This window comes from Parafrankia sp. BMG5.11, from assembly GCF_004337455.1.
Genome location: NZ_SJXI01000014.1, coordinates 38,148 through 61,688, shown reverse-complemented (window position 1 = coordinate 61,688; position 23,541 = coordinate 38,148). Strand labels below are relative to the sequence as shown.

22 protein-coding genes and 1 tRNA gene are annotated in these 23,541 nt (G+C 63.9%); 12 read left to right on the top strand and 11 right to left on the bottom strand.

Annotation, left to right across the window (positions count from 1 at the left end; genetic code table 11):
* Positions 1 to 21 precede the first annotated feature (21 nt).
* Entirely contained in the window at positions 22 to 2,100 is a 2,079-nt protein-coding gene (locus E0504_RS08900) for a M13 family metallopeptidase (RefSeq protein WP_131623201.1), read from the top strand.
* Between the two features lie 18 nt (positions 2,101 to 2,118).
* On the opposite strand, the gene E0504_RS08895 is transcribed toward E0504_RS08900, so the two are convergent.
* A complete protein-coding gene (locus E0504_RS08895; RefSeq protein WP_131623199.1) occupies positions 2,119 to 2,430 on the bottom strand; it encodes a hypothetical protein in 312 nt (103 codons plus the stop codon).
* A gap of 74 nt (positions 2,431 to 2,504) precedes the next feature.
* Here E0504_RS08895 and E0504_RS08890 point away from each other — a divergent pair, with 74 nt between their 5' ends.
* Both E0504_RS08890 and E0504_RS08885 read left to right on the top strand, forming a co-directional pair.
* Positions 2,505 to 3,581: a phosphotransferase family protein gene (locus E0504_RS08890; RefSeq protein WP_131623197.1), complete on the top strand. Its 1,077-nt coding sequence runs from the start codon at positions 2,505 to 2,507 to the stop codon at positions 3,579 to 3,581.
* A 1-nt stretch (position 3,582) separates the two neighbouring features.
* Positions 3,583 to 4,653 carry a hypothetical protein gene (locus E0504_RS08885; RefSeq protein WP_131623195.1) on the top strand — a complete coding sequence of 357 codons (1,071 nt, stop codon included), beginning with the start codon at positions 3,583 to 3,585 and terminating at the stop codon, positions 4,651 to 4,653.
* Here the strand turns inward: E0504_RS08885 and E0504_RS08880 are convergent.
* The 3 genes from E0504_RS08880 to E0504_RS08870 form a co-directional block, all read right to left on the bottom strand.
* The gene (locus E0504_RS08880; RefSeq protein ID WP_131623193.1) at positions 4,650 to 5,576 is read right to left on the bottom strand and encodes an aldo/keto reductase; all 927 of its coding nucleotides are present in this window, start codon (positions 5,574 to 5,576) and stop codon (positions 4,650 to 4,652) included. The genes E0504_RS08885 and E0504_RS08880 overlap by 4 nt on opposite strands.
* Positions 5,573 to 5,992, bottom strand: a complete 420-nt coding sequence (gene ribH, locus E0504_RS08875) for a 6,7-dimethyl-8-ribityllumazine synthase (protein WP_131623191.1) — start codon at positions 5,990 to 5,992, stop codon at positions 5,573 to 5,575. The genes E0504_RS08880 and ribH overlap by 4 nt, the downstream gene beginning before the upstream one ends.
* Before the next feature lie 20 nt (positions 5,993 to 6,012).
* Positions 6,013 to 6,102 (bottom strand) — tRNA-Ser (locus tag E0504_RS08870).
* A gap of 88 nt (positions 6,103 to 6,190) precedes the next feature.
* Here E0504_RS08870 and E0504_RS08865 point away from each other — a divergent pair.
* The 9 genes from E0504_RS08865 to mazG all read left to right on the top strand — a co-directional run bounded on the left by E0504_RS08865 (position 6,191) and on the right by mazG (position 14,292).
* Entirely contained in the window at positions 6,191 to 7,210 is a 1,020-nt protein-coding gene (locus E0504_RS08865) for a lytic transglycosylase domain-containing protein (RefSeq protein ID WP_207912382.1), read from the top strand.
* A gap of 105 nt (positions 7,211 to 7,315) precedes the next feature.
* Positions 7,316 to 7,426 (top strand): SPOR domain-containing protein, encoded by a 111-nt coding sequence (locus E0504_RS54080; protein ID WP_207912380.1) that lies wholly within the window; start codon positions 7,316 to 7,318, stop codon positions 7,424 to 7,426.
* Positions 7,427 to 7,478: 52 nt separating this feature from the next.
* A complete protein-coding gene (locus E0504_RS08855) occupies positions 7,479 to 8,624 on the top strand; it encodes a D-alanyl-D-alanine carboxypeptidase family protein (RefSeq protein ID WP_131623187.1) in 1,146 nt (381 codons plus the stop codon).
* Positions 8,621 to 9,259, top strand: coding sequence for a dTMP kinase (tmk, locus tag E0504_RS08850; protein ID WP_131623185.1), 639 nt, complete (start codon positions 8,621 to 8,623; stop codon positions 9,257 to 9,259). Before E0504_RS08855 ends, tmk begins: the two co-directional genes overlap by 4 nt.
* The gene (locus E0504_RS08845; RefSeq protein ID WP_131623183.1) at positions 9,256 to 10,281 is read left to right on the top strand and encodes an AAA family ATPase; all 1,026 of its coding nucleotides are present in this window, start codon (positions 9,256 to 9,258) and stop codon (positions 10,279 to 10,281) included. The genes tmk and E0504_RS08845 overlap by 4 nt, the downstream gene beginning before the upstream one ends.
* Positions 10,211 to 11,770: a methionine--tRNA ligase gene (gene metG / locus E0504_RS08840; RefSeq protein WP_131623181.1), complete on the top strand. Its 1,560-nt coding sequence runs from the start codon at positions 10,211 to 10,213 to the stop codon at positions 11,768 to 11,770. Before E0504_RS08845 ends, metG begins: the two co-directional genes overlap by 71 nt.
* On the top strand, positions 11,767 to 12,546 hold the full coding sequence (locus E0504_RS08835; RefSeq protein ID WP_131623179.1) for a TatD family hydrolase: 780 nt from the start codon (positions 11,767 to 11,769) through the stop codon (positions 12,544 to 12,546). Before metG ends, E0504_RS08835 begins: the two co-directional genes overlap by 4 nt.
* Positions 12,543 to 13,310, top strand: coding sequence for an MBL fold metallo-hydrolase (locus E0504_RS08830; protein ID WP_131623177.1), 768 nt, complete (start codon positions 12,543 to 12,545; stop codon positions 13,308 to 13,310). The genes E0504_RS08835 and E0504_RS08830 overlap by 4 nt, the downstream gene beginning before the upstream one ends.
* Positions 13,311 to 13,530: 220 nt before the next feature.
* A complete protein-coding gene (gene mazG, locus E0504_RS08825; RefSeq protein ID WP_131623175.1) occupies positions 13,531 to 14,292 on the top strand; it encodes a nucleoside triphosphate pyrophosphohydrolase in 762 nt (253 codons plus the stop codon).
* Here mazG and hflX read toward each other — a convergent pair.
* The 7 genes from hflX to dusB all read right to left on the bottom strand — a co-directional run bounded on the left by hflX (position 14,287) and on the right by dusB (position 23,523).
* On the bottom strand, positions 14,287 to 15,585 hold the full coding sequence (gene hflX, locus E0504_RS08820; protein ID WP_131623173.1) for a GTPase HflX: 1,299 nt from the start codon (positions 15,583 to 15,585) through the stop codon (positions 14,287 to 14,289). The two genes, mazG and hflX, sit on opposite strands and share 6 nt — an antisense overlap.
* A 17-nt stretch (positions 15,586 to 15,602) precedes the next feature.
* Positions 15,603 to 16,151, bottom strand: a complete 549-nt coding sequence (hfq, locus tag E0504_RS08815; protein WP_143252118.1) for an RNA chaperone Hfq — start codon at positions 16,149 to 16,151, stop codon at positions 15,603 to 15,605.
* 177 nt (positions 16,152 to 16,328) lie between these two features.
* The gene (locus E0504_RS08810) at positions 16,329 to 17,708 is read right to left on the bottom strand and encodes a sigma-54 dependent transcriptional regulator (protein ID WP_131623169.1); all 1,380 of its coding nucleotides are present in this window, start codon (positions 17,706 to 17,708) and stop codon (positions 16,329 to 16,331) included.
* 24 nt (positions 17,709 to 17,732) lie between these two features.
* Positions 17,733 to 19,886, bottom strand: coding sequence for an ATP-binding protein (locus E0504_RS08805; RefSeq protein ID WP_207912379.1), 2,154 nt, complete (start codon positions 19,884 to 19,886; stop codon positions 17,733 to 17,735).
* Positions 19,887 to 20,027: 141 nt separating this feature from the next.
* Positions 20,028 to 21,437, bottom strand: a complete 1,410-nt coding sequence (locus tag E0504_RS08800; RefSeq protein ID WP_131623165.1) for a sigma-54 dependent transcriptional regulator — start codon at positions 21,435 to 21,437, stop codon at positions 20,028 to 20,030.
* 11 nt (positions 21,438 to 21,448) lie between these two features.
* Positions 21,449 to 22,510, bottom strand: a complete 1,062-nt coding sequence (locus E0504_RS08795) for a nitrogen regulation protein NR(II) (RefSeq protein ID WP_207912378.1) — start codon at positions 22,508 to 22,510, stop codon at positions 21,449 to 21,451.
* Positions 22,507 to 23,523: a tRNA dihydrouridine synthase DusB gene (gene dusB, locus E0504_RS08790; RefSeq protein WP_131623163.1), complete on the bottom strand. Its 1,017-nt coding sequence runs from the start codon at positions 23,521 to 23,523 to the stop codon at positions 22,507 to 22,509. The genes E0504_RS08795 and dusB overlap by 4 nt, the downstream gene beginning before the upstream one ends.
* Positions 23,524 to 23,541: the final 18 nt, after the last annotated feature.

Here is a 23,541-nt window from a genome sequence, read left to right as displayed (position 1 = left end):
TTCGGTTCGGGAGAGTCGCCGATGAATACCCGTTTGATGGCCGCCTTGATGCTGGGCGTCGCCACCGCGACGCTGGGGCCTGTCGCCTGCGACATGGCCGCGACCGAGATCGCCTCGACCCCCGGCACAGAGATCGGCATCCGCAAGGACTGGATGGATGTTTCGGCCCAGCCGGGGGACGACTGGTATCAGTACGCCAACGGCGGGTGGCTGGCCAAAACCGAGATTCCGGTAGACCGCTCGGGCGTAGGCGGATTCTGGATCGCGGACCAGCAAACCGAGAAGAACCTGGAGGCGCTGCTTTCCGAGATCGTCGAATCGGATCCTGAGGAAGGAAGCGAGGGCGCCAAGGTAAAGGCGTTCTACCAAAGCTACCTCGACGCCAAGGCAATCGACGCCGCGGGAATGCAACCGATCGCGGCCGATCTGGCCCGCTTTGCGCGGATTCCCGACAAGACAGCGCTGGCGCAGGTCCTGGGTTCGCAGGTCCGCGCCGACGTCGATCCGCTCAATGCGACCGACTTCGGGACTGAGAACCTGTTCGGGGTGTTCGTGACCCAGGCGCTGAAGGGCGGGGAGGTGGTACCGTACCTGTTGCAGGGCGGCCTGGGCATGCCTGAGCGCGAGTACTACCTCTCGTCCGATCCGAAGATGGCCGGGCTGCGCACCGGGTACCGGCAATATATCGCCGAACTGCTGACGGCGGCCGATGTCGCCGACGCCGAAGCCAAGGCGCAGCGCATCTTCGACCTCGAAATGAAGATCGCGCAGGCGCACGCGAGCCGCGAGGAAAGCGACGATTGGGCGACCGCCAGCAGCTTGTGGTCGCAAGCCGATTTCGCGGCCAATGCGCCGGGGATGGACTGGGACACGTTCTTCAAGGCCGCCAACCTGGATGAGTACCAGACGTTCGACGCCTATCACCCGGGCGCGATCACCAAGCTGTCCGCGCTGGTACAGAGCGAGCCGCTCGACGCGTGGAAGGACTGGCTCGCTTTCCACCAGATCAACAGTCACGCCGATGTTCTGCCGAGCAAGCTCGATCAGCTGCACTTCGCGTTCTACGGCAAGCAGCTGTTCGGCCAGGAACAGCAACGCCCGCGCGACAAGCGGGCGCTGGCTGCGCTGAACGAATACATGGGCGATGCGCTGGGCAAGCTTTACGCCGAAAAGTACTTCCCCGCCTCGGCCAAGACCGAAATCCAGGGTATGGTCGACAACATCAAGACCGCGTTCGCCAACCGGATCGAGGCGCTCGACTGGATGGCGCCCGAAACGAAGGCGGAAGCCAAAAAGAAGGTTGAAACGATGGCGGTCGGGGTCGGGTATCCTGACATCTGGGTCGATTACGGCAACCTGACGATCGACCCCAAGAACCCTTATGCCAGCGTGCTCGCGGCGGAGCGCGCACATTACCAGCAGCAGCTTGGCAAGATCGGAAAGCCGCTCGACAAGAACGAGTGGTGGATGAACGCGCAGCTGGTCAACGCGGTTAACCTGCCGGTGCAGAATGCGCTGAACTTCCCCGCCGCGATCCTGCAGCCGCCATTCTTCGATGCCAAGGCTGATCCAGCGTTCAACTACGGCGCGATCGGAGCAGTGATCGGCCACGAGATCAGCCACAGTTTCGACAACAATGGCGCGGCATTCGATTCCACCGGCGCGATGCGCAACTGGTGGACCGACGCCGACAAGCAGAAGTTCGACGAGGCGGGCAAAGCGCTCGCCGCGCAGTACGACACGTACGAGCCGTTCCCGGGGCTCAACGTGAAGGGTGAGCTCACCCTGGGCGAGAACATCGCCGATATCGCCGGCCTGCAGGCATCATACGATGCTTACCGCGCCTCGTTGAATGGCAAGGATGCGCCGGTGATCGACGGCTTCACCGGCGACCAGCGCTTTTTCATCGCCTATGCGCAAGCCTGGGCGAGCAAGATGCGCGAAGCTGCGCTGCGCCAGCGGATCGCCACTGATGGCCACGCTCCAGCCCAGTACCGGGCGCTCACCGTGCGAAACATGCCCGAATGGTACGCCGCGTTTGGCGTGAAGGAAGGTGACAAGCTGTACCTAGCGCCGGATCAGCGCGTGAAAGTCTGGTGATCGGCGGCGGGGGAAGGGCTAAGCCCGCTCCTCCGCTTCCACCTCGTGCTCGATCTTCTTTGCGACCGGCTCGAGCCGATCCATGACCTTGCGGTTCTTCGGGCTCAGCAGGTACTGCCATACCCCGTATGCATTGATGATCAGCAGCACGCCGTTCATCGCCGCGATCGGCAGGGCGTCGCTGGTCAGGCCCGACACGACCCAGGTTATGGCCACGGCGCAGAAGAGCACGAACCCGAAACCCGTGACGCGCCGGCCGAGATCGGCGGCGACCAGACCGGCAGCGATCATCGTTCCGATCGCGGCAATCCATTCAAGCGGTCCGTCCATGATACCCCCGTGCGCAAGCTCGATTGTCATAAGCGACGGCAACCCGTAGCGTTCCTCGCAAAGAGGGAGAGAGCGTGAGCGGATTTCCAGCGCACCCGTCGGCCGTGAGCGCCGAATGGCTGACCGAACGCCTGCAAGCGTCTGGAGAGTTAGAGCGCGGGCGAGTGACAAGCGTCGACTGGCAGCCGATCGGCACGGGCCAGGTGGGCGACAGCGTTCGCTTCATGATCGCGTACGAAGGGGGCGAAGGGCCGGCGACCCTGGCCGGCAAATTTCCGGCGGCCGACACCACGAGCCGCGGCACAGCAGCGGCGTTCGGGCTATATCGCAAGGAAGTTCTGTTTTACCGGGAATTGGCATCGCAGTTGCACGTGCGCGTGCCGCAAACCTATGCCGCAGAGGTCGATGACGCCGGATCCGATTTTATCCTGCTGTTCGAAGACCTGGGTCCATGCCGCCAGGGAAATCAGCTTGGCGGCTGTTCGTTGGCCGAGGCCCTACAGGCGATCCGCCAGGCTGCCGCCATCCATGCGCCCAGCTGGAACAACGCGGAGATGATCGACCGCGAGTGGCTGCACATGCGGCCTGAAGCGCTAGCGCAGGTTAAGGCGCTATATCCGCAGGCGCAGGCCATCTTCGCCGAGCGTTACGCCGATACGCTCGAACCCGAACTGATGCAGGTGTGCGCCGAACTGAACGAGGCGAACGAACAGTGGTTCGGCCGCGAAGGGGGCGATCGCTGCCTCATTCACGGCGATTTCCGGCTCGACAACATGCTGTTCGACATCCGCGGCGGGGCCGAACCGATCGCGGTGCTCGACTGGCAGACCGTGGCGGTCGGCAGCGGGTTGACCGATCTGGGCTATTTCCTAGGCTGCGGCATCGGCGATGACTTGCGGCGCGAGGCGGAGGGCGAACTGATCAATCTCTACTGTGCCGAGATGACCGGACGGGGGATCGCATTATCTCGTGACGCGGTGTGGGATGATTACCGGCTGGGTGCACTGCACGGGGTGTCCACCGCCGTGTTCAGTGCCGCTTTCGTCGAGCGCACGGAGCGCGGGGACGCCAACTTCCTGTCGATGGCGCGGGGTGCTTGCGCGCTCGCACGAGAACACCAGTCCATCGATCTACTGACTGGAAAGGCCTGAGATGCTGTCCAAAGGCGACGATTATCCGATCCACCAGACCGCCGAGCCGGTTGCCTATGCCGGTACGGACCGCAACTTTTACGACCGCTATTTCTTCAACGGCTATGCGCCTGACGGCAGCGGATTTTTCGCGATCGCATTCGGCGTCTATCCCCACCTCGACGTGGCGGACGCCCATTTCTGCGCCATAAGGGGCGGGACCCAACATTGCCTGCACGCCAGCCGCAAGCTGGGCATGGAGCGCATGGACCTGTCCTGCGGCCCGATCCGCATAGAAATACTCGAGCCGCTGCATAAACTGCGGGTGGTGGTGGAGGGGGAGGGGATTGCCGCAGACCTGACCTTTACCGGCCGCGCATTTCCGATCGAGGAGCCGCGCTTCACGTGGCGCGTGGGACCGCGCACGATCATGGATTACACGCGGCTGACCCAGAACGGTCACTTCGAGGGCTGGATCGACATCGACGGCAGACGCGAGAGTGTCGCGTCGGGCACAGCCGGCACTCGCGACCGAAGCTGGGGGGTGCGGCCGGTCGGTGCCTCGGACCCGCAGGCGGCGGGCGGCGGGATTCGCCAGTTCTTCTGGCAGTGGACTCCGGTCAACCTGCCCAGCCGCAGCCTGTTCTGGCATCTCAACGCGCATCAGGATGGCACGCCGTGGAATACCCGAGCAGTCATCGCGCCGGACGGTAATGGTGCCGAAGCTTTCAGCGAATTCGAACACGGTTCGATGGACGCGCCGCCTGCGCCGGGGACACGATGGCCGCAACGCGGGACGCTATCGTTTGCGGATGAGCGGTTCGAGTTCGAGGCACTCGGGCGGTTTCAGATGCGGGGGCTGGGCTATACTTCGCCCAAGTGGAACCATGGCCTCGACCACGGCACCCTGGAAGTGGAGCGGGAGGACATCGACCTCGCGGCGATCGACCCCGCACGGCCCGATAACCTGCATGTCCAACTGATCTGCCGCGTTACTGCAGCGACCGGCGAACAGGGCATCGGCACTTTCGAGCAGCTTGCGATCGGTCCGTACGACCCGCTGGGGCTACAGGGTCTGGCAGAACCCGCCTAAGCCGCTGCGCTCAGTCGTTTAAGCTGGTCGTCGGTCAGTTTCACGCGCGTGAATTCGAGTAGTTGCTGCAACTGCTCGACTGTGCGCGCGCTCGCAATCGGCGCTGGAATGCCGGGCTGGCGCACCAGCCACGCAAGCGCGATCGCTGCATGGCTTGCGCCGGTTTCTGCTGCGACTTCGTCCATCGCCTGCAAGACCTGCGGGCCATTGGTGCCAGCCAGTTCCTTGGCCCGCCCACCCCGAAGCGATTGCGCGAAGTCCGCTTCGGTGCGGTACTTGCCGGTAAGATAACCTGACGCCAGCCCGAAAAAAGGCAGCATCGCAAGGTCGCGCTCCGTCACGAGGCGCTGAAGATCCTCTCCGTAGGCATCCCGTGCCACCAGGTTGTATTCGTTCTGCAAGGCGGAGAACGGCGTGGCGCCAACTGCCTCCGCTTGGTTCAGCGCTGCCGAGAGCCGTGCCGCGTCGAAGTTGGAGGCGCCCAGCGCGCGTACCTGGCCGCTGCGCACTGCACCGTCGAATGCCTCGACGATCTGCGCGATGGCGAGCTCAGGGTAATCCTTGTGCGCGTAATAGAGATCGACCCGGTCGGTCCGCAGTCGCTCCAGCGAGGCGTCCAATGATTGCAGCACACGCGCCGGATCGTAAAGCTCAGCCCCGCCGAGCATTCCGGTCTTGGTGTGGATGCGCATATCAGCGCGGACACCGCTGCGCTCCAGCCATTCGCCGAGCACGGTTTCCGATTCGCCGCCTTTGTGACCCGGAATCCACGCCGAGTAGACGTCCGCGGTATCGATCATCCTTCCGCCAGCTTCGTAGAAGGCGTCCAGCACCGCGAACGCCTCATCGCCCTTGGAAGACCAGCCAAACACGTTGCCGCCCAGAACCAGCGGGATCCCGGCGATGAACTCATGCGCGCTCATGCGTACTGCTCCTTGATCGAAAGCAGGGCCATCGCCGCCTTCGCTGCCTCGCCGCCCTTGTCGCTTTGCTGCGGATCGGCGCGGACGATGGCCTGGGCCTCGTTCTCCACGGTCAGGATGCCGTTGCCGATCGGCACCCCGTCCATCGTGAGCGCCATGATCCCGCGCGCGCTTTCGCCGGCGACGATCTCGAAATGATAAGTCTCACCGCGAATGACGACGCCGATGGCCACGAAACCATCGTAGTCTTCGCTTTCCGAAGCCATCGCGATCGCGCCTGGAATCTCCAGCGCGCCGGGGACCACCATAACGTCGTACTGGTGCCCATGCTTCTTCAACTGGGCGCTTGCCCCCGCGACCAGCATCTCATTGAGGTGGTCGTAGAAGCGCGCTTCGACGATCAGGAACTTGGCCAAGCGAGTGCTCCCATGTGTAGTGGCGGACAGGGTGGGATTCGAACCCACGGTGAGCGTTAACCCACGGCGGTTTTCAAGACCGCTGCCTTAAACCACTCGGCCACCTGTCCGGCGAAAAGCCCGGCTAGCGCGGCAAAATGCCAGTGTCACGAACCGTTTGAGGTTTACCCCGTTATACACGCTATGCGACACAGCCCTATGCGCCTCACCCTCCTTGCTATCCTCGCCTCGTTCGCCGCCGCGTGTTCCTCCGTGCCCTCCGCGGCGCAGGACATGTCGTTCAATTCATATCTGCAGCTACTGGTGGCACGGGCCCGCGCTGAAGGGGTGAGCGAACAAACGATCCAGCGGATGACCTACAATCTTACGCCCAACAACAGGGTGATTGAACTCGATCGGGCGCAGCCCGGTACGCCTTCGGCCAGCGGCAACTTCTCGCCCCTACAGCCGTACCTCAACACCCACGTGGATGCCGCGCGCATCGGCGGCGGGCGGCGCAACTACCAGGCGCTCGGTCCGCTCGCAGCGCAGCTTGAAGCCCGGTACGGGGTGCCGGCGCCGATCGTCGTGGCGATCTGGGGGCACGAAACGAACTACGGCAGCTATACCGGCGACTTCGATCTCGCTCGCAGTCTCGCGACGCTTGCGTGGGAGGGGCGGCGACGTGAGTTGTTCGCGACCGAATTCGTCGATCTGCTAAAGATCGCCGACCTCGGGGTGCAGCGCAGCACGCTGAAGGGCAGCTGGGCGGGCGCCTTCGGTTACCCGCAGTTTCTGCCGAGCATCTATCTCAGGCTGGCACAGGATGGCGACGGCGACGGTCGACGCGATATCTGGAACAGCCGCGCGGATACGCTTGCGTCCATCGCGAACTATTTCCGCGATGCGGGGTGGCGGCGGGGTCAACCCTGGGGCGTCCGGGCAACGGTGCCCAATGGTTTCAACTGGAACAGCGTCCGTTCGAAACTGATTCCGCCCGTGTGCAACCGGGTTCACGAGCGGCACGGTCAATGGCGCACTGTTCGCGAATGGCGGGCGCTGGGCGTTCAGCCGCAGGCTTATCTGGCGGATGATGTCATGAGCGCCCTGTTCCAGCCTGATGGCCCGGGCACACGCGCTTGGCTCTTGACGGCGAATTACAGGGTGATCCTCGAGTATAACTGCTCGAACTACTATGCGATGAGCGTGGGGTTGCTCGCAGATGAGATTGCCCGTTGACGCCGCTGCCCGGCTCCTGATCCTTAAATCGAGTGTGGCTCTCCCAGGCTGAGCGCGGACCGTGCGGCCAAGGCGCTCGATGGCTTTGCGCGTCCATTAAGCAACTTGTTCCGGGTTCGAACCGGCCCCTACATCACGAAGGCACAAGCCGAAGCTGCGCTCGCCAAGGTGCGCGCTGCCGGGTATAGCGATGCGCGAGTCACCACCGCAGGTTGAACCGCCGGCCCCGCTGGCGGCGGGAGCGCACTTGGTCATTAGATGGAAGTTGATGGCGGCTGCGATCGCGCTGCTGACAAGCGCCGTTGCAGCGCGCGCTGACGTGATCCAACCGTATCCGACCTTTGCACCGCCACCGCCAGAGGTGCCGATCGCGTTGATGATCGACCTGTCGAGCGGCCAGACGCTCTACTCGCGAGAGCCCGACCGGCGCTTCATGCCCGCCTCGATCACCAAGGTGATGACCGCATTCACCGCGTTCGAACTGATCGATGCAGGCAAGATCAAGCCCGAACAACTGGTGCTGGTCGACGCGCAGACCTGGACCGATTGGCATGGCGTGGGATCGACCATGTTTCTGGCGCTCAATCAGCGGGTCAGCATCGACGCCTTGCTTCACGGCGTGACGACGGTCTCCGCCAACGACGGCGCTGCCGTGCTGGGGCAGGGGATCGCCGGTTCGCTGCCTAAATGGAACGCGCTCATGAATGCCAAGGCGCGCGAGATCGGGATGCGCAACAGTCATTTCGGCACGCCCAACGGGTGGATGGACGAAGGGCGCACGTTCGTGACCGCGCGCGATTTGGCGACCCTCGCCTCTGCCATGATCACGCGGCACCCGGAGCTGTACAAGAGGTACTTCGGGCACCGCCGGCTCAAGTTCAATGGCTTCGAACAGCGCAATCATGATCCGGTCACGGGCGTGGTGATGGGCGCAGATGGCATCAAGACCGGCTTCACCAACCAGGCCGGCTACGGCTTTCTGGGGAGTGCCGAGCGCGACGGTAGGCGGCTGGTGATGGTAATTGGCGGTGCGCCGTCCGCTCGCGTCCAGCATCAGGCGAGCCGGGAATTCCTGGAATGGGGATTTCAGGCATTCAAAGGCGAGCAGCTGTTCGCGAAAGGTGCGCGTGTGGGCGACGCCCGCGTTCAGGGCGGTTCGCAGCGCAGCGTAGGATTGCTCGCGCCCATTTCTCTCGGTTACGATCTTCCCGTCGGCCAGACCGGCAAGGTAACGCTGGCCATCCGCTACGAAGGCCCCTTGCGAGCGCCCATTGCCGAGGGAGAACAGGTCGCCGAACTGGAGATCCGGACCGAGGGCATGAGGCCCGCACGGGTCCCGTTGATCGCCGCCGAAGCGGTGCCGGTGGGCAACGCGTTCGATCGGCTGGTGAACGGGGTCGCTGGGCTGCTGTGACCGATCGGGGCAAGTTCATCGCATTCGAAGGCGGGGAGGGGTGCGGCAAATCCACTCAGGCCAGGATCCTCGCCGATCGGCTGCGGCAGATGGACATCGCAGTCGAGCTGACCCGTGAACCGGGCGGCACGCCCGGTGCTGAAGCGATCCGCGCGCTGCTGCTCGATCCGCCGGGCGACGGGTGGGGGCCGCAAGCCGAAGCGCTGCTGTTCGCTGCTGCTCGCGCGGATCATGTCGCCCGTCGGATCATGCCCGCGCTCAACGCTGGTCGGTGGGTGGTCTGCGATCGTTTCGTCGATTCGAGCCGCGCCTATCAGGGCGGGGCGGGCGGGATCGGCGATGAAGCCGTGCAAACGCTCCATGCGATCGGCAGCGGGGGACTAAGGCCTGATCTGACCATCTTCATAGCCGTTCCATCTGAAATCGCAGCGGAGCGCCTGACGAAGCGTGATGGTGATGCGGCAGATGCGATCGGGGGGCGTAGCGCCGCCTATCACGGTGCGGTGGCCGATGCGTTTGCGCAGCTCGCGGCGGTCCCCGGCGACGCCCTGATCACGATCGATGGCGCGGACACACCTGAACAAGTCCATGCGCGCGTCTGGCAAGCCGTGGCCCGGCTGCTGCATAGCGCATGACCCTGATCGGTCATGAGAATGCCTGGCGCGAATGGCGCGAAGGCATGGCAGGCGAACGGATGCATCACGCGTGGCTGCTCGCCGGGCCCACAGGTGTGGGCAAGACCGCGTTCGCTCTAGCCGCGGCGCGGGAGCTGGTGGCGGAAGACGGCGTTCCGCAGCCCGATGGTCCGCATCCCGACGTGCTAATCTTGACTAAACCGCCGAAGGATGACAAGGAGGAAAAGAAGCGCGAGGCCGGGCAGGATTACGAGCTCGCCCGCAATATCAAGATCGACCAGATCCGGGCAATGCAACGCCGGCTGTCGACCCGGCCGACTTTGGGCAGCAGGCGCGTGGTCATTGTCGATCCGGCCGACGATCTGGAAACTGGCGGTGCCAACGCCCTGCTGAAGAGTCTGGAAGAACCGCCCATTGGCACTTTCTTCATGTTGGTTGCACACCGACCGGCCCGGCTGTTGCCGACCATTCGTTCGCGCTGCCGGGTATTGCGCTTCTCTCCCTTGGATGACGACGCCGTGACGTCATTTCTCGCCCTGAGGGCACCTGAAGTGGATGGGGCCGCCCGTGCCGCGGCAGTTACAGCCGCCGCTGGGTCGCCAGGTGCGGCTTTGGCTTTCGTTACGCAGAACCTGGGCCCGCTCGACGCGCTCATGCGCCTCATTGTCACCGGAGGTGATGCTCAGTTCACCTTGCGAGGCAAGCTGGCGGAAGAGATCGGAACGCGGCCTGACCGTGCGAGGATCGCGGCGGCGCTCGATCTGGCCCGCGCAAACCTCGCACAATTGACGCAACACGCTCCCAGGGAGGGACTGCCCGCCATTGTCGATGCGCACGCGGACCTGATGCGCCTCGCCGCCCAGGCGCCCACCTACAACTTCGATCCCGGGCTGCTGGTGATGCAAATCGGCGGCTTGCTCGCATCGGCCGCCCCCGCTAGCCAGCGCGCCGATGGACCCTTATTACCTCACCACCGCGATCAGCTATCCGAACGGCAAGCCGCACATTGGCCACGCCTATGAAGCGATCGCGGCCGACGTGATCGCGCGCTTCAAGACCGCGCAGGGTTACGACGTGCGGCTGGTCACCGGGACCGACGAGCACGGTCTCAAGATGGACAGGACTGCGCGCCAAGCGGGGCGGCGAACGCTCGAATTCGCGACCGAAATGTCGAACTATTTCCGCGACATGTGCGATGCTCTTCACATCGGCTACACCGCTTTCAGGCGCACCACCGAGGATCAGCATCACGCCGCAAGCAAGGCCCTGTGGGAAGCCATGGCGAAAGCTGGTGATCTCTACCTCGACCGGTACGAGGGCTGGTATTCACTGCGGGACGAAGCGTTCTACGATGAAAGCGAACTGATCGAAGGCGAGGGGGGGCAGAAGCTGTCCCCTCAGGGAACCGCGGTCGAGTGGAATGTCGAGGAAAGCTGGTTCTTCCGCCTGTCGAAGTATCGCGACTACCTGATTGCATTGAACGAAAATGCTGGTTTTCTGGAGCCAGAGAGCCGGCGTAATGAGGTGCTCGCCTTCCTGAAAGGGAACGAGTTGCGGGACTTGTCCGTCTCCCGCACCAGTTTTGATTGGGGCGTGCCGGTACCCGGCAGCCCGGGTCACGTCATGTATGTGTGGGTCGATGCGCTCACGACGTACCTCACCGGCATAGGTTTTCCCGACCGGGAGGGGGAATTCGAGCGTTTCTGGCCTGCAGACCTGCACCTGATCGGCAAGGACATCGTGCGCTTCCACGCAGTATACTGGCCGGCATTCCTGAAGAGCGCCGGGCTGCCTGCGCCAAAGGCTGTATTCGGGCATGGCTTCCTGCTGCATCGCGGGGAGAAGATGTCGAAATCGCTCGGCAACGTGGTCGATCCGCTGGAACTGGCGGAGAGGTTCGGGGTCGACCAGCTGCGTTACTTCCTGATGCGCGAAGTGGTGTTCGGCAACGATGGCGGATTCTCCGCGGAGGCTATTGTCACGCGCTGCAATGCTGAGTTGGCGAACAGTTTTGGCAACCTGGCGCAGCGTGTCTTGTCGATGATCTTCAAGAACCTGGGCGGTGAGTTGACCGCGTTTGCGCCGAGTCAGGCTGACGAGGCGCTGATCTTGCATGTAGCGCGAGCCTGCCGCGAGGAATTGCCGAACGCGTTCGAGACGCTCGACTTCTCGGTGGGCATTGAGGCCTGGATGCGTGCGGTATTCGCCTGCAACCAGTATGTCGACGAGCAGGCGCCGTGGACCTTGCGCAAGACCGATCCTGAACGAATGCGGGTAGTCCTGCTGACGCTGTTCACGGTTGTGCGTGAACTTGTGATTGCGATCCGGCCGGTCGTGCCTGGCTCCGCCGATCGCCTGCTCGATCAGATGGGGGTCGGGGAAGGGGAGCGCGATTTCGCCGCGCTTGCCGATGCGGGGTGGTATGAACGCCTGGCGTTCTCTGGCTTTCAGCTGGCTCAGCCGATGGGCGTTTTCCCACGGTTGGAGCTGCCGGTCGAGGACGCCGCGTGAGGCTGATCGACAGCCATTGCCACCTTGAATACGAGCGTCTGGTCGAAGATCAACCAGGCGTGCTGGCGCGAGCGCGGGCCGCCGGAGTGTCCTGCATGCTCAATATCTCCACCCGCCGGAGCGAATGGGACCAAGTGATCGCGACCGCCGAGCGCGAGCCCGATGTATGGGCAAGCGTCGGCATTCATCCGCACGAGGCGGACGCCCACGCCGATCTGGGCCGTGAGGCGCTGCTGGCAGCAGCGGGACACCCTAGGGTGATCGGCATCGGCGAAAGCGGACTTGATTACTATTACGACAAATCGGATCGCGCGGTTCAGCGTGATCTGTTCCGCACGCATATCGCCGTGGCGCGTGAGACCGGCTTGCCGATCATCATCCACACCCGCGATGCCGAGGATGACACGACCGCCATCCTGGCTGAGGAGATGGAGCAGGGTGCCTTCCCGGCGCTGATCCACTGTTTCACCGCCTCGGCCAGCTTTGCCCGCAAGGTTCTGGAGCTGGGTCTGACGATTTCGCTCTCGGGAATCGTCACCTTCAAGAACGCTGCCGCCTTGCAGGATGTCGCGCGCTCGATACCCGCCGATCGCCTGCTGATCGAAACCGACAGCCCTTTTCTCGCTCCGGTGCCGCACCGAGGACGTCCATGCGAACCGGCGTTCGTGCGCGACACAGCCGCATTCGTCGCCAACCTGCGCGGGGTCAGCACTGAAGAGATCGCTGACACAACAGCCGGTAACTTCTTCGCGCTGTTCACGAAAGCGGCCGCGTGAAGCTGATCATGCTGGGTTCCGGCACTTCGACCGGCGTACCGCGGATCGGAGAGGATTGGGGGGAGTGCGATCCGGCCGAGCCGAAGAACCGGCGCACCCGCGTTTCGATCATCGTCGAGAGCGCCGAAGGCAAACGCCTGCTGGTCGATACCTCGCCCGATCTGCGCCAGCAGCTTTTGGCCAACGGGATCGACAAGGTCGACGGTGTCTTCTGGACGCACGATCACGCCGATCATTGTCACGGCATCGATGACCTGCGGGTGATGCGATACGATCGCGCCGGTCCGCTGCCCGGATTCGCGGGGGAAGAAACCGCGCGGCGGCTGCGGGCACGTTTCAGCTATGTGTTCGCTGGCGAGTTTGGTTATCCAACGATCTGTGAACTCAATACGCTGGACCGGCTGCGAATCTTCGCCGGGTTCGGGATCGGCCATTGCCGGATGCCGCATGGCCCCGCCAAATCGACGGCGTTCCGGTTCGACGCGGACGGAAAATCAATCGGTTACGCGACGGACTACAGCGAAATCGTGCCGGAAATGATCGAGTTGTTGGCAGGCGTGGACCTGCTCGTCAGCGACTGTTTGCGGCGGCGACCGCATCCCACGCACGCGCATCTCGACATGGCCCTGGATCTTGCCAGGCGGTCCGGCGCTAGGCGCGCGGTGCTGACGCATCTCGACAAGAGCATGGATTACCAGACTTTGGCAGCGGAACTGCCGACCGGTGTTCAGCCAGGTTACGACGGGCTGGAATTGACCCTGTGAGCGAAGTCAGCATCGTCCAACTCGTCGCTCTGTTGGGATGGCTTCTACTCGCTGGCAGCGCATTTGCGTCTCACCGTCTAGGTTGGAAAGATGGTGTTCGGCTTGGGTTGATCTGGGCAGGGATTTTCACCGCTGTCGCGCTGTTGTTCTCGTTGGTGATGTAATGAACACCCTCCTGATACCTAGCGCCATTTTACATAATATATATTATCGTCCTTAGATGTCAGACGAGATAAGACGCCTCCTCGCCATCATGGCCACCCTGCGCGATCCGGAGCGCGGCTGCGAATGGGATTGTGCGCAGACATTCGAGACGATCGTCCCGCACACGATCGAAGAAGCGTACGAAGTAGCCGACGCGGTGGCGCGCGACGACATGGACGACATCCGGGACGAGCTTGGCGACTTGCTGTTCCAGGTCGTGTTTCAGGCACGCATCGCCGAGGAAGCCGGGCTGTTCGACTTCGCCTCGGTCGCAAGGTCGATTGCCGACAAGCTGGAGGCGCGCCATCCACACATCTTCGGTGATGAATTACCCGGCGACGCGCCCCGCGAGGAACGGTGGGAAGCGCTCAAAGCTGAGGCGCGCGCCCGCAAGGGAGCGCAGAGCGCGCTTGATGGCGTCGCAATGGCGCTGCCGGCGTTGATGCGGGCCGACAAGCTGCAAAAGCGCGCTGCCCGAACCGGGTTCGATTGGCCCGACGTCGAAGGACCGGCAGCGAAACTGGCGGAAGAGATGGACGAACTCTCCAGGGCGCCAGCCGAAGAACGGCTTGAAGAGGCTGGCGATCTCCTGTTCGCGGCGGTCAATGTCGTGCGCGCTTATGGGATCGCGCCCGAAGATGCTCTTCGGGCCGCCAACGCCAAGTTCGAACGCCGATTTCGCGCGATGGAAGCGCTGGCAGAAGGCGCGTTCGTCGGTCTCTCGCTCGACGATCAGGAAGCGCTGTGGCAGCGGGTCAAAGCCGGCGAGCGGCTATAGGGTCTCGAACTGACCGAGCTCCTTGGGGTTCAGCCTGACCGCCAGCCGGCGCAGCGGTCCATCCGCATCGGTGCCCGCCTCGCTCTCCTCCAGCACCTCGCCATGCGCGTGCAGCCAGGCGATCCGCCGGCCAGCGCTCGCCGGTAAGACGAACTCGTGCACCCGCGCTTTCTTGGTCAGCAGTTCTCCGAGGTGATCAAGCAGTGCCTCAATCCCTTGCCCGGTTTCGCCTGAGATCATCACCACATCGTCGGCCGCGGCAGCGTTGTCCCGGACAGCCTCGACGTTTTCTTCGGAGAGCAGGTCGATCTTGTTCCAAACCTCGATGATCGGGATGGAGGTGCCCCCCTCCTCTTCCGTCACCCCGAGGTCTCCGAGCACTTCGAGCACCTGCGACTTCTGTGCGGCTGTTGACGGATTGGCGATGTCGCGCACGTGGAGGATCAGGTCGGCGCCCGTGACTTCTTCCAACGTCGCCCGGAACGCGGCGACGAGTTGCGTCGGCAGGTCGGAAATGAACCCCACGGTATCGGACAGGATCGCCTTTTCGACACCAGGCAGCGCGATCGCGCGCATCGTCGGGTCGAGGGTGGCGAACAGCAGGTCTTCGGCCATGACCTCGGCACCGGTGAGGCGATTGAACAAAGTGGATTTGCCGGCGTTGGTATAACCAACCAGCGCCACGATCGGCCAAGGAGCGCGGCCGCGCCGGTCGCGGTGCAGCGCGCGGGTCTTACGCACGCCTTCCAGTTCCTTGCGCAAGCGCCCCATGCGCTGGCGGATCATCCGGCGGTCCGCCTCGATCTGCGTTTCGCCAGGCCCCCCAAGGAAGCCGAACCCGCCGCGTTGCCGTTCAAGGTGAGTCCACGATCGGACCAGCCGGCTCTGTTGATAGTCCAGGTGCGCCAGTTCGACCTGCAACCGCCCTTCGGCTGTCGCAGCGCGCTCTCCGAAAATCTCGAGGATCAGCCCGGTGCGGTCGATGACCTTGCGCTTGAGCCGGTCTTCCAGGTTGCGCTGCTGGATCGGACTAAGTGCTCCATCGACCACCACCAGCTCGGATTCATGCTGTTCGCACGCCGTGGCAATATTATCGACCTGACCTGACCCGAACAGCGTGCCGGGACGGACCTGCCGGACCGGGATGACAACGGCATCGACAACGACGATCCCGATCGCCAGCGCCAGCCCACAGGCTTCCTCCAACCGTGCCTCGGGTTCAAGATCGTGATGCCGGCCGCGCACGTCGGGCGCGACGACGATCGCCCGCGCGCCGCGGGATACCTCGCCCATCAGGTCATCATCGAAACTCAGTCTTCATCACCTTCAAAATCGTCGCTCAAGTCCACCGCGGTTGCGGGTTGGATCGTCGAGACGGCGTGCTTGTAGGCCAACTGTACGAAGCCGTCGCGCTCCAGCAACATGCAGAACAAGTCGTACGCTGCGATCCTGCCCTGCAGCATCACGCCGTTGACCAGGAACATCGTTACCTGGACCTCTGCCTCGCGTACGCGGCTGAGGAACACGTCCTGCAGCAGCCGCTGTCTGGCATTTGAACCCTGGCTGGCGAACTGTGCCGCATCGACCGGCTGGCCGGGCATGATAGTGGAAACCGCGTGTTTGTAGACCAGCTGCGATTGACCATCGCGCCGCAGCAGGATCGAAAAATTGTCGAACCAGGTGACGATACCCTGCAGCTTCACGCCCTTTACCAGGAACATCGTCACAGGAATTTTGGATCTGCGCAGCAGGTTGAGGAAGGCGTCCTGCAAGCTCTGCTGCTTGCCCGACGAAGGCGGAGCGGTCTCCGGCTCCGTGGCCGACTTGGGGCGCGCCGACAGCGTGCGAGATGTGGACACTTGAGCGGTCTCCGTGTGCATTATTGGCGGCCGCCCTTTCAAGACGATCCGCGATCTGGCGCACGATCTGGCAATCGCGCACCGGGCATCGCGAACAATTATGGGGCGTCCAACCTGATTCGCAAATGCTTTTGCATCAGGCCCGTTCCGCATTGCTTGCGACTATTCGACCGCTAGCTATTCTTCATCTTCGCGCCGGTCTACCATGCCAAGAAGCTTGAGCTTCCGGTGGAGCGCCGAACGCTCCATGCCGATAAAGCTCGCTGTCTTGGAAATGTTGCCGGAGAACCTGCGGATCTGGATCGTCAGGTACTCGCGCTCAAAGCTCTCCCGTGCTTCGCGCAAAGGCACGCCCATCATGGCCGTGACGCCCCCTCCCCCGCCAGCGCGGCCTCCGGCGACTTCGCTGGGCAGCATGTCAGCCTCCACGGTCGCAAGCCGCTCACGCGGGGTGAGAATGATCGTCCGCTCCACCACGTTGCGCAGCTGGCGCACGTTGCCCGGCCAGTCGTACGCCTGCAGCGCGGCGATCGCGTCTTCGGAGATGTCGGGCGGCGGGATGCCCTGCTCAGCGGCGTAACGAGTGAAGAAGTGCTCGGCCAGCGACGGGATGTCGTCGCGCCGCTCGGCCAGCGAAGGGATCGCGACTGGCACCACGTTGAGCCGATAGAAAAGATCTTCGCGGAAGTTCTTTTCCTCGATTTCCCCGGCGAGGTCGCGAGAAGTTGACGAAACCACTCGAACATCGACCGCGATCTGGCGAGTTCCGCCGACCCGGACGAAACTTTGCTCGGTGAGCACCCGGAGGATGCGTGCCTGAGTCGACAACGGCATGTCGGCCACCTCATCGAGGTAGAGCGTACCGCCGTCCGCAAGTTCGAGCAGGCCGGGGCGCAGCAGCTTGCCATCGGCCTCCTCGCCGAACAGTTCCTGTTCGAACCGCTCGGGCGTGATGCGTGCGGAATTGACGATGACGAAGGCATTGTCCGCCCGTCCGCTCCAGGAATGCAGCAGTCGCGCCGCCACTTCCTTGCCCGATCCGCCTGGCCCGCTGATCATTACGCGGCTGCCGGTGGTCGCGACCCGTTTCAACGTCGCCCGAACGGCATTGATCGCAGCCGAGTTGCCGGTGAATTCCTCTCCGCGAGCGAAGCCCTCGCGCAGCCGCGTGTTCTCGCGCCGCAGCCGCTCGGTTTCGGTAGCCCGCTGCACCAGCAGGAGCAGCTTCTCCGCCTCGAACGGCTTCTCGATGAAGTCCATCGCCCCGCGTCCGACGGCGGAGACCGCGGTGTCGATGTTGCCGTGACCGGAGAAGATGATGACCGGCAATTCCGGCTCCCGCTTCTTGATCTCGTCGAGCACTTCGAGCCCGTCCATCGGGCTGCCGTGGAGCCACACGTCGAGCAGCACGAGGCTCGGTCGGCGCAAGTCGACCGCGGCCAGCGCGGACGTGCTGTCGCCGGCGGTGCGGCACTCGTAACCTTCGTCGCTGAGGACGCCTGCGACCAGTTCGCGAATGTCGCGCTCGTCGTCGACGATCAGAATATCGAGTGCCATCTTAGGGATGATCCTTGCCAGATTTCATTCGGCCGCCACCGTTCCTGCGGCCAGCGGGTTGCGCGCGAAACGCAAGGACACCCGGGTTCCCCCGCCCGGTGCGCCTGCGAAAGTCATTTCGCCGCCGTGCTCCTCGACGATCTTGTTGACGATGGCGAGGCCGAGCCCGGTGCCCTTCTCGCGCGTTGTCACATACGGTTCGACGATCCGCTCACGATCCTGCGGCAAGCCCACACCGTTATCCGTGACGATGACCGTCAGGGCCTCTCCCGTGCTTTGAAGAGCAACCCCGATCTGGCCGCGGTAATCGGGCTCGGCGCCGCGTGAGCGGGTTTCGATCGCCTCGACCGCGTTCTTCAGGACATTGGTCATCGCCTGTCCGAACTGGTGGCGATCACACGCGAGCGGGACCCCGCCTTCGCTGCCCGAGGTCAGGCGGAAGTCGATTTCAGGATGCGCCACTTCCTGCAGAAACAGCGCCTGCTTGACCAGGTCGTAACCGTCTTCCGGGCGGAACACCGGCTTCGGCAGCCGGGCGAAACTGGAGAACTCGTCGACCATCTTCCTGAGGTCGCCGACCTGGCGCACGATCGTGTTGGTGAGTTCATCGAACAGTTCGCCATCCTGGAGGATCTGCTTGCGATAGCGCCGCTTCAAACGCTCGGTCGCCAGCTGGATCGGGGTCAACGGGTTCTTGATCTCATGCGCGATCCGGCGGGCGACGTCGGACCAAGCAGCCTGCCGCTGATCGAGAATCTGGCGGGTTATATCCTCGAACGTGATCACCCGGCCATCGGGCGCATCGCCGACCTTGACCGCCAGCGTCAAAAGCTCGCCGCTCTTGGTCCAGTTGACGATCCCGCCGGTCAGGCTGCCATCGTTCACCGAGCCGAACTGCGGCGCGATGCTGGTGAGCATGAGGCCGGCGGGCACCGGCCCTTTCTCCCCCAGCAACAGCTCCTGCGCCGAACTGTTCATCAGCAGCACGCGCCCGTCGCGGTCGACCGTGACGATCCCGGCCGAGATGGATTCCACCACCGCCTCAATGAACGCCCGTCGCTCTTCAAGCTGGTGATTGGCTCCGAGTAGAGCGGCGGTCTGCTGCTCGATTTGACCAGCCATGCGGTTGAATGCGCGATTGAGCATGCCGATTTCATCGGGGCCGGTACGACCTTCCACGCGTACCTTGAAGTTGCCTGCGCCGACCTGACGGGACGCCGAGACGAGTTCCGTCAATGGCTTCACCTGCCGGTCGGCAAAGCGCAGCGCGAACCATACGGCTAGGCCGACAAGCGCCAGGCTGACGAAGAACAACGTGACGTTGAACCGCAACTGCAGCGCGCGCGCTCGTTTGGCCAGGATGTCGTAGGATGCGACGACCGACTGGGCGCGGGACCACTGGCTGAAACTCGTCGCCTCGGTATTGCGCGCGGCGTAAAGGAAGACGCCGGACTTCAAGTCGATCGCGGCGACCGCCTCGATCCGCACGGCATTGCCTGCGACATAGATCGGATCGCCGGCCTTGAGCACCGGCAAGGCTGCGGCTGCGACCTTCGTAACGCGGTTATCCGAACTGATGTTGCTGAAAGCCGCGATGCGGAACGAGCCGTCGGGGATCTGCTGAAGGATCGCGGACTCGTTGAGTTCCAGTTGCTTGACCTGGGTGCCGTAAATCTCGGTCAGCGCGGGGTCGGTAAGCGGATACTGCTGCAGGTAATACTGCATCACATTGGCCATCGACACGGTGTTGTCGGCGACCTGCAACTGGTTCTGTTCGTAATACCCCCGCGCAAGGGCATTCGCGTTCTGCATGACCCCGCGCGAATTGTCGGAAAACCAGAAGTCGACGCCGGATTGGAATAGGATCGCGGCGAACCCCACTACCAGCAGGGTGGGAATCGCGGCGATCAGCGAAAAGAAGAACACGAGCCGCACATGCAGCCGAGCCGTGCCGCCATCCGCGCGTCGGAGAGCCAGGCGCCGACCGAGCAGCACCAGCAGTGTCATCGCCGGCACCAGGGTGCCAATGAGCAGCAGGGCCACCTGTCTTGACGGCAGCAATTCGCCCGCGGTGGGCGGTCCGCTGAACGTGTACCACGTCGTCCACACCATCGGCAGGAAGGTGAGCGTGGCGACGATCTCGAGGATCAGGTAGAAGTTCGCACGTCGGCTCGTCACGACAAACCTCCGCCACCAGCGGGGGCTACGACCGCTTGTGCGCGGGGCGGTGGCAAGAGACGGCGAAGAAGCCATTCGTTGCTCTGCTACAACGCTACTGTTGCAGATTTGCAAGCAGTTTTCGGCTAAATGCCAATCGCATCAGCCGCGACGAGCGCAAATCTCCGGATCAAGGTCGAGTTCGGTCAGGCGTTTGCGCAGAGTGTTCCGATTAATGCCCAGCAGCCGGGCGGCGCGCACCTGATTGCCGCCCGTCACCGTCAGCGCATGGACGAATAGCGGCCGCTCCAGCTCCGCGATTGCCGCGTCGTACAAACGCCCATCGGCCGGACGGGCGTGTTGCAGCCAGTGGTCGAGGGCGCCTGCGAACCCCGGTTGCTGCTCCCCGGGCCGCGGGGCCCGTTCCCCCAGGACCGTCTCGACCGCGTTCGCGTCGATCTTATCCTCGCGTGCCATCAGCGCGAGCCGGTAGATCGCATTGCGCAGCTCGCGCACGTTGCCCCGCCACGGCCGCGCCTCAAGGGCCGCGACACCGCTTTGATCGACCCGCCGTCGCGGCAGTCCATCAGCCGCTGCCTGCCCCAGGAAGTGACGCGCCAGAGGGGCGATGTCGTCCGTCCGATCCCGCAGCGGGGGCAATTCGATCGGCACCACGGCGAGGCGATAGTAAAGGTCTTCACGGAAGCTGCCGGCGGCGATCATTGGCGCAAGATCGCGGTTCGTCGCCGCAAGGATACGAACGTCGACGCCGATCTCCTGCCGGCCGCCCACCCGGCGGATGCGGCCCGATTGTAGCGCTCGCAGCAAGCGGGTCTGCGCGGAGACGGGCATATCGCCGATCTCGTCAAGGAACAACGTGCCGCCGTTGGCTTGCTCGAATTTGCCAATTGCCTGGTTGATCGCGCCGGTAAAGGCGCCCTTCTCGTGCCCGAACAGTTCGCTTTCGAGCAGTTCGTGGGGAATCGCTGCGGCGTTCACCGCCACGAACGGCCCCGAACGGCGATGGCCCAGTTGGTGGATTGCTTCGGCCACCAATTCCTTACCCGTCCCGGACGCGCCCAGGATCAGGACCGTCAGGTCGTTGCGCAGGACGCGCGTGATCATGCGATACACGCCCTGCATCGCCTGGCTGCGACCGACCAGCGGCAGGGCGTCCGCGGGTTCATCCGGAGCGGTCACCCCTTCGGTCCGTTCGCCCGCCGCCTGCACCACCGCACGCACGAGCTCTTCCAGGTCGAACGGTTTGGGGAAGTATTCGAATGCGGCGATTTCCGTCGCGCGAATCGCGGTGTCGAGGGTGTTCTGGGCGGATAGCACGATCACTGGGAGATCGGGATGCGCCTGTCTCACCCGGGCCAGGCTGGCGATGCCGTCGCCGTCCGTCAGCACGACGTCAGTCAGCATGACCCGGTAGTCACCACGCTCAAGTAACCGGTCCCGACCCCCAAGGGAGTCGGTCCGGTCGACGGAAAAACCCTCGTCCTCCAGCGCAGTGGTGATCACCGTCGCGATCGCCGTGTCGTCCTCGACCAGCAGGATGGTGCCGTGCATCGGTGTTCCCCCTACCTGCTCACCGGCAGATGAACGCGAAAGTGCGTGAGGCCTGCCTTGCCGTCGCGCTCATGCGCTACGCGCCCTTCCATGTCGCGCACCAGACGATGGACCAGCGCCAGGCCGAGACCCTGCCCACCCTTCTTGCTGCTGACGAAGGGCTCGAACACGTGGTCGCGCAGTTCGGGCGGAATGCCTGGGCCGTTGTCGGTGATCGTCAGTTCGATCGGCAGTCTGACCGAGCGGCCGGGACGGATGGCGTTGAAGATCAGCCCACTGACGTAACGCGTGCGTACGATAATCTGTGCGCTGTCGATCCCGGCGCAGGCATCGCGGGCGTTGGCCAGCAGATTGATGACCACCTGCTCCAAGGCGCCCTGGTTGGCGAGCACCGGGGGAAGCGAGGGGTCGAATTCCTCGATCAATTCGACGCTGCCCAGCCCGGCTCCGCGAACGGTGGCGATGGCGTTGCGCACCGCCTCGTGCAGGTTCAGCGCGACATTGGGTTCCGCCCCGCGCGCGCCGATGCGCTGCATGCGGTCGATCAACGAAGCGATGCGGGTGACTTCGGTGCCGATCAGATCGGCGAGCGGACGGTCCTTGGGGTCGAGCTTGCGCGCGATCAGCTGACCTGCGCCGCGAATGGCGGCGAGCGGGTTCTTGATCTCATGCGCAAGAACGGCCGGAGCGGTCAAACCGGCGGGTTTGCGACCGGGTTCGGCCATTTCGTCCTGCCCGGCATCGGACAGGGTAACGACCCTCCAGCCGGGGTGGGTCGGTAGCGGCGACATGGTCAGGTTCACCCGGCGTTCCACTGCGCCGGTACGGATTGTCACCCCGCGCGCCACCAGCGGTGCCGCGTCCTCACGGGAATGCGCGGTCACCCGTAGATCGTCGATGGAGACCACTTCGAACAACGGCTGACCCACGAGGCGATGCGCGCTGCGGCCCAGCATCTCTTCGGTCGCAGGGTTCGCCTCGGTGATGCGCATGTCTGGATCGAGCAGCACGAGCGCAAAGCCAAGCCCCGCGATCTGGACGGCGGGACCGGGGTCTCCGCCCTGCTCGCTCAAGCCGCCTGCCGAAGCAACAGCGGCTCATAAAACCGGTCGATCTCGCCCAGCACCTGCTCCGCCTGGTCGATGAAGTTGACCTTGTTACGGAACTCGGCAGAGCCGTGAAGCCCCTTGGTGTACCAGCCGATGTGCTTGCGAGCCATCTTCACGCCCGTCACCGGTCCGTACAGATCAAGCATCGCCCGATAATGCTCCACCATCGTGGCGTATTGTTCGTCGATCGCGGGATCGGCCAGCGCCTGCCCGGTGCGCCACCAGTGCATCACCTGGCCGAGCAGCCACGGCCTGCCGTATGCTCCACGACCGATCATGAGGCCGTCGGCGCCCGATTGTCCGAGCGCTTGCGCGGCGTCATCGATGGTGCAGATGTCGCCGTTGACTAAGACCGGGATGGTCACCGCGTCCTTCACCTGGCGGACGAAAGCCCAGTCCGCCGAACCCTTATACATCTGGTTCCGGGTCCGACCGTGCACCGTGACCATCTGCACCCCGAGATCCTGCGCAATCCGAGCCAGTTCCGGCGCATTGAGGCTGTCGTGATCCCAGCCCATCCGCATCTTGACCGTGACCGGCACGTCCACCGCCTTGACGCAGGCTTCCATCAGCCGAATGGCCAGTGGCATCTCGCGCATCAAGGCGGAGCCCGCGAACTGACCCACCACCTTGCGCACGGGGCAGCCGAAATTGATATCGATGATCGCCGCGCCCTTGTCCGCTGCCAGTTTCGCGGCTTCGCCCATTGACGTTGGGTCGCAGCCGACAAGCTGCATCGACACCGGATCCTCGATCGGTGCCCACGCAGCCTTTTGCACCGACTGCCGCGTTTCGCGGATGGCGGCCTCGCTCGCGATCATTTCGGTGACGTTGAGCCCTGAGCCATAGCGGCGCACGAGCGCGCGGAACGGCAGGTCCGTGACGCCGGTCATCGGCGCCAGCACGACCGGTTCGGCGATCGTCACTGGACCGACCTGGATCGGCCGCAACGGGGGGGGTGGTGGAAGCTGGGACATAAGGTGCCTAAATTATGG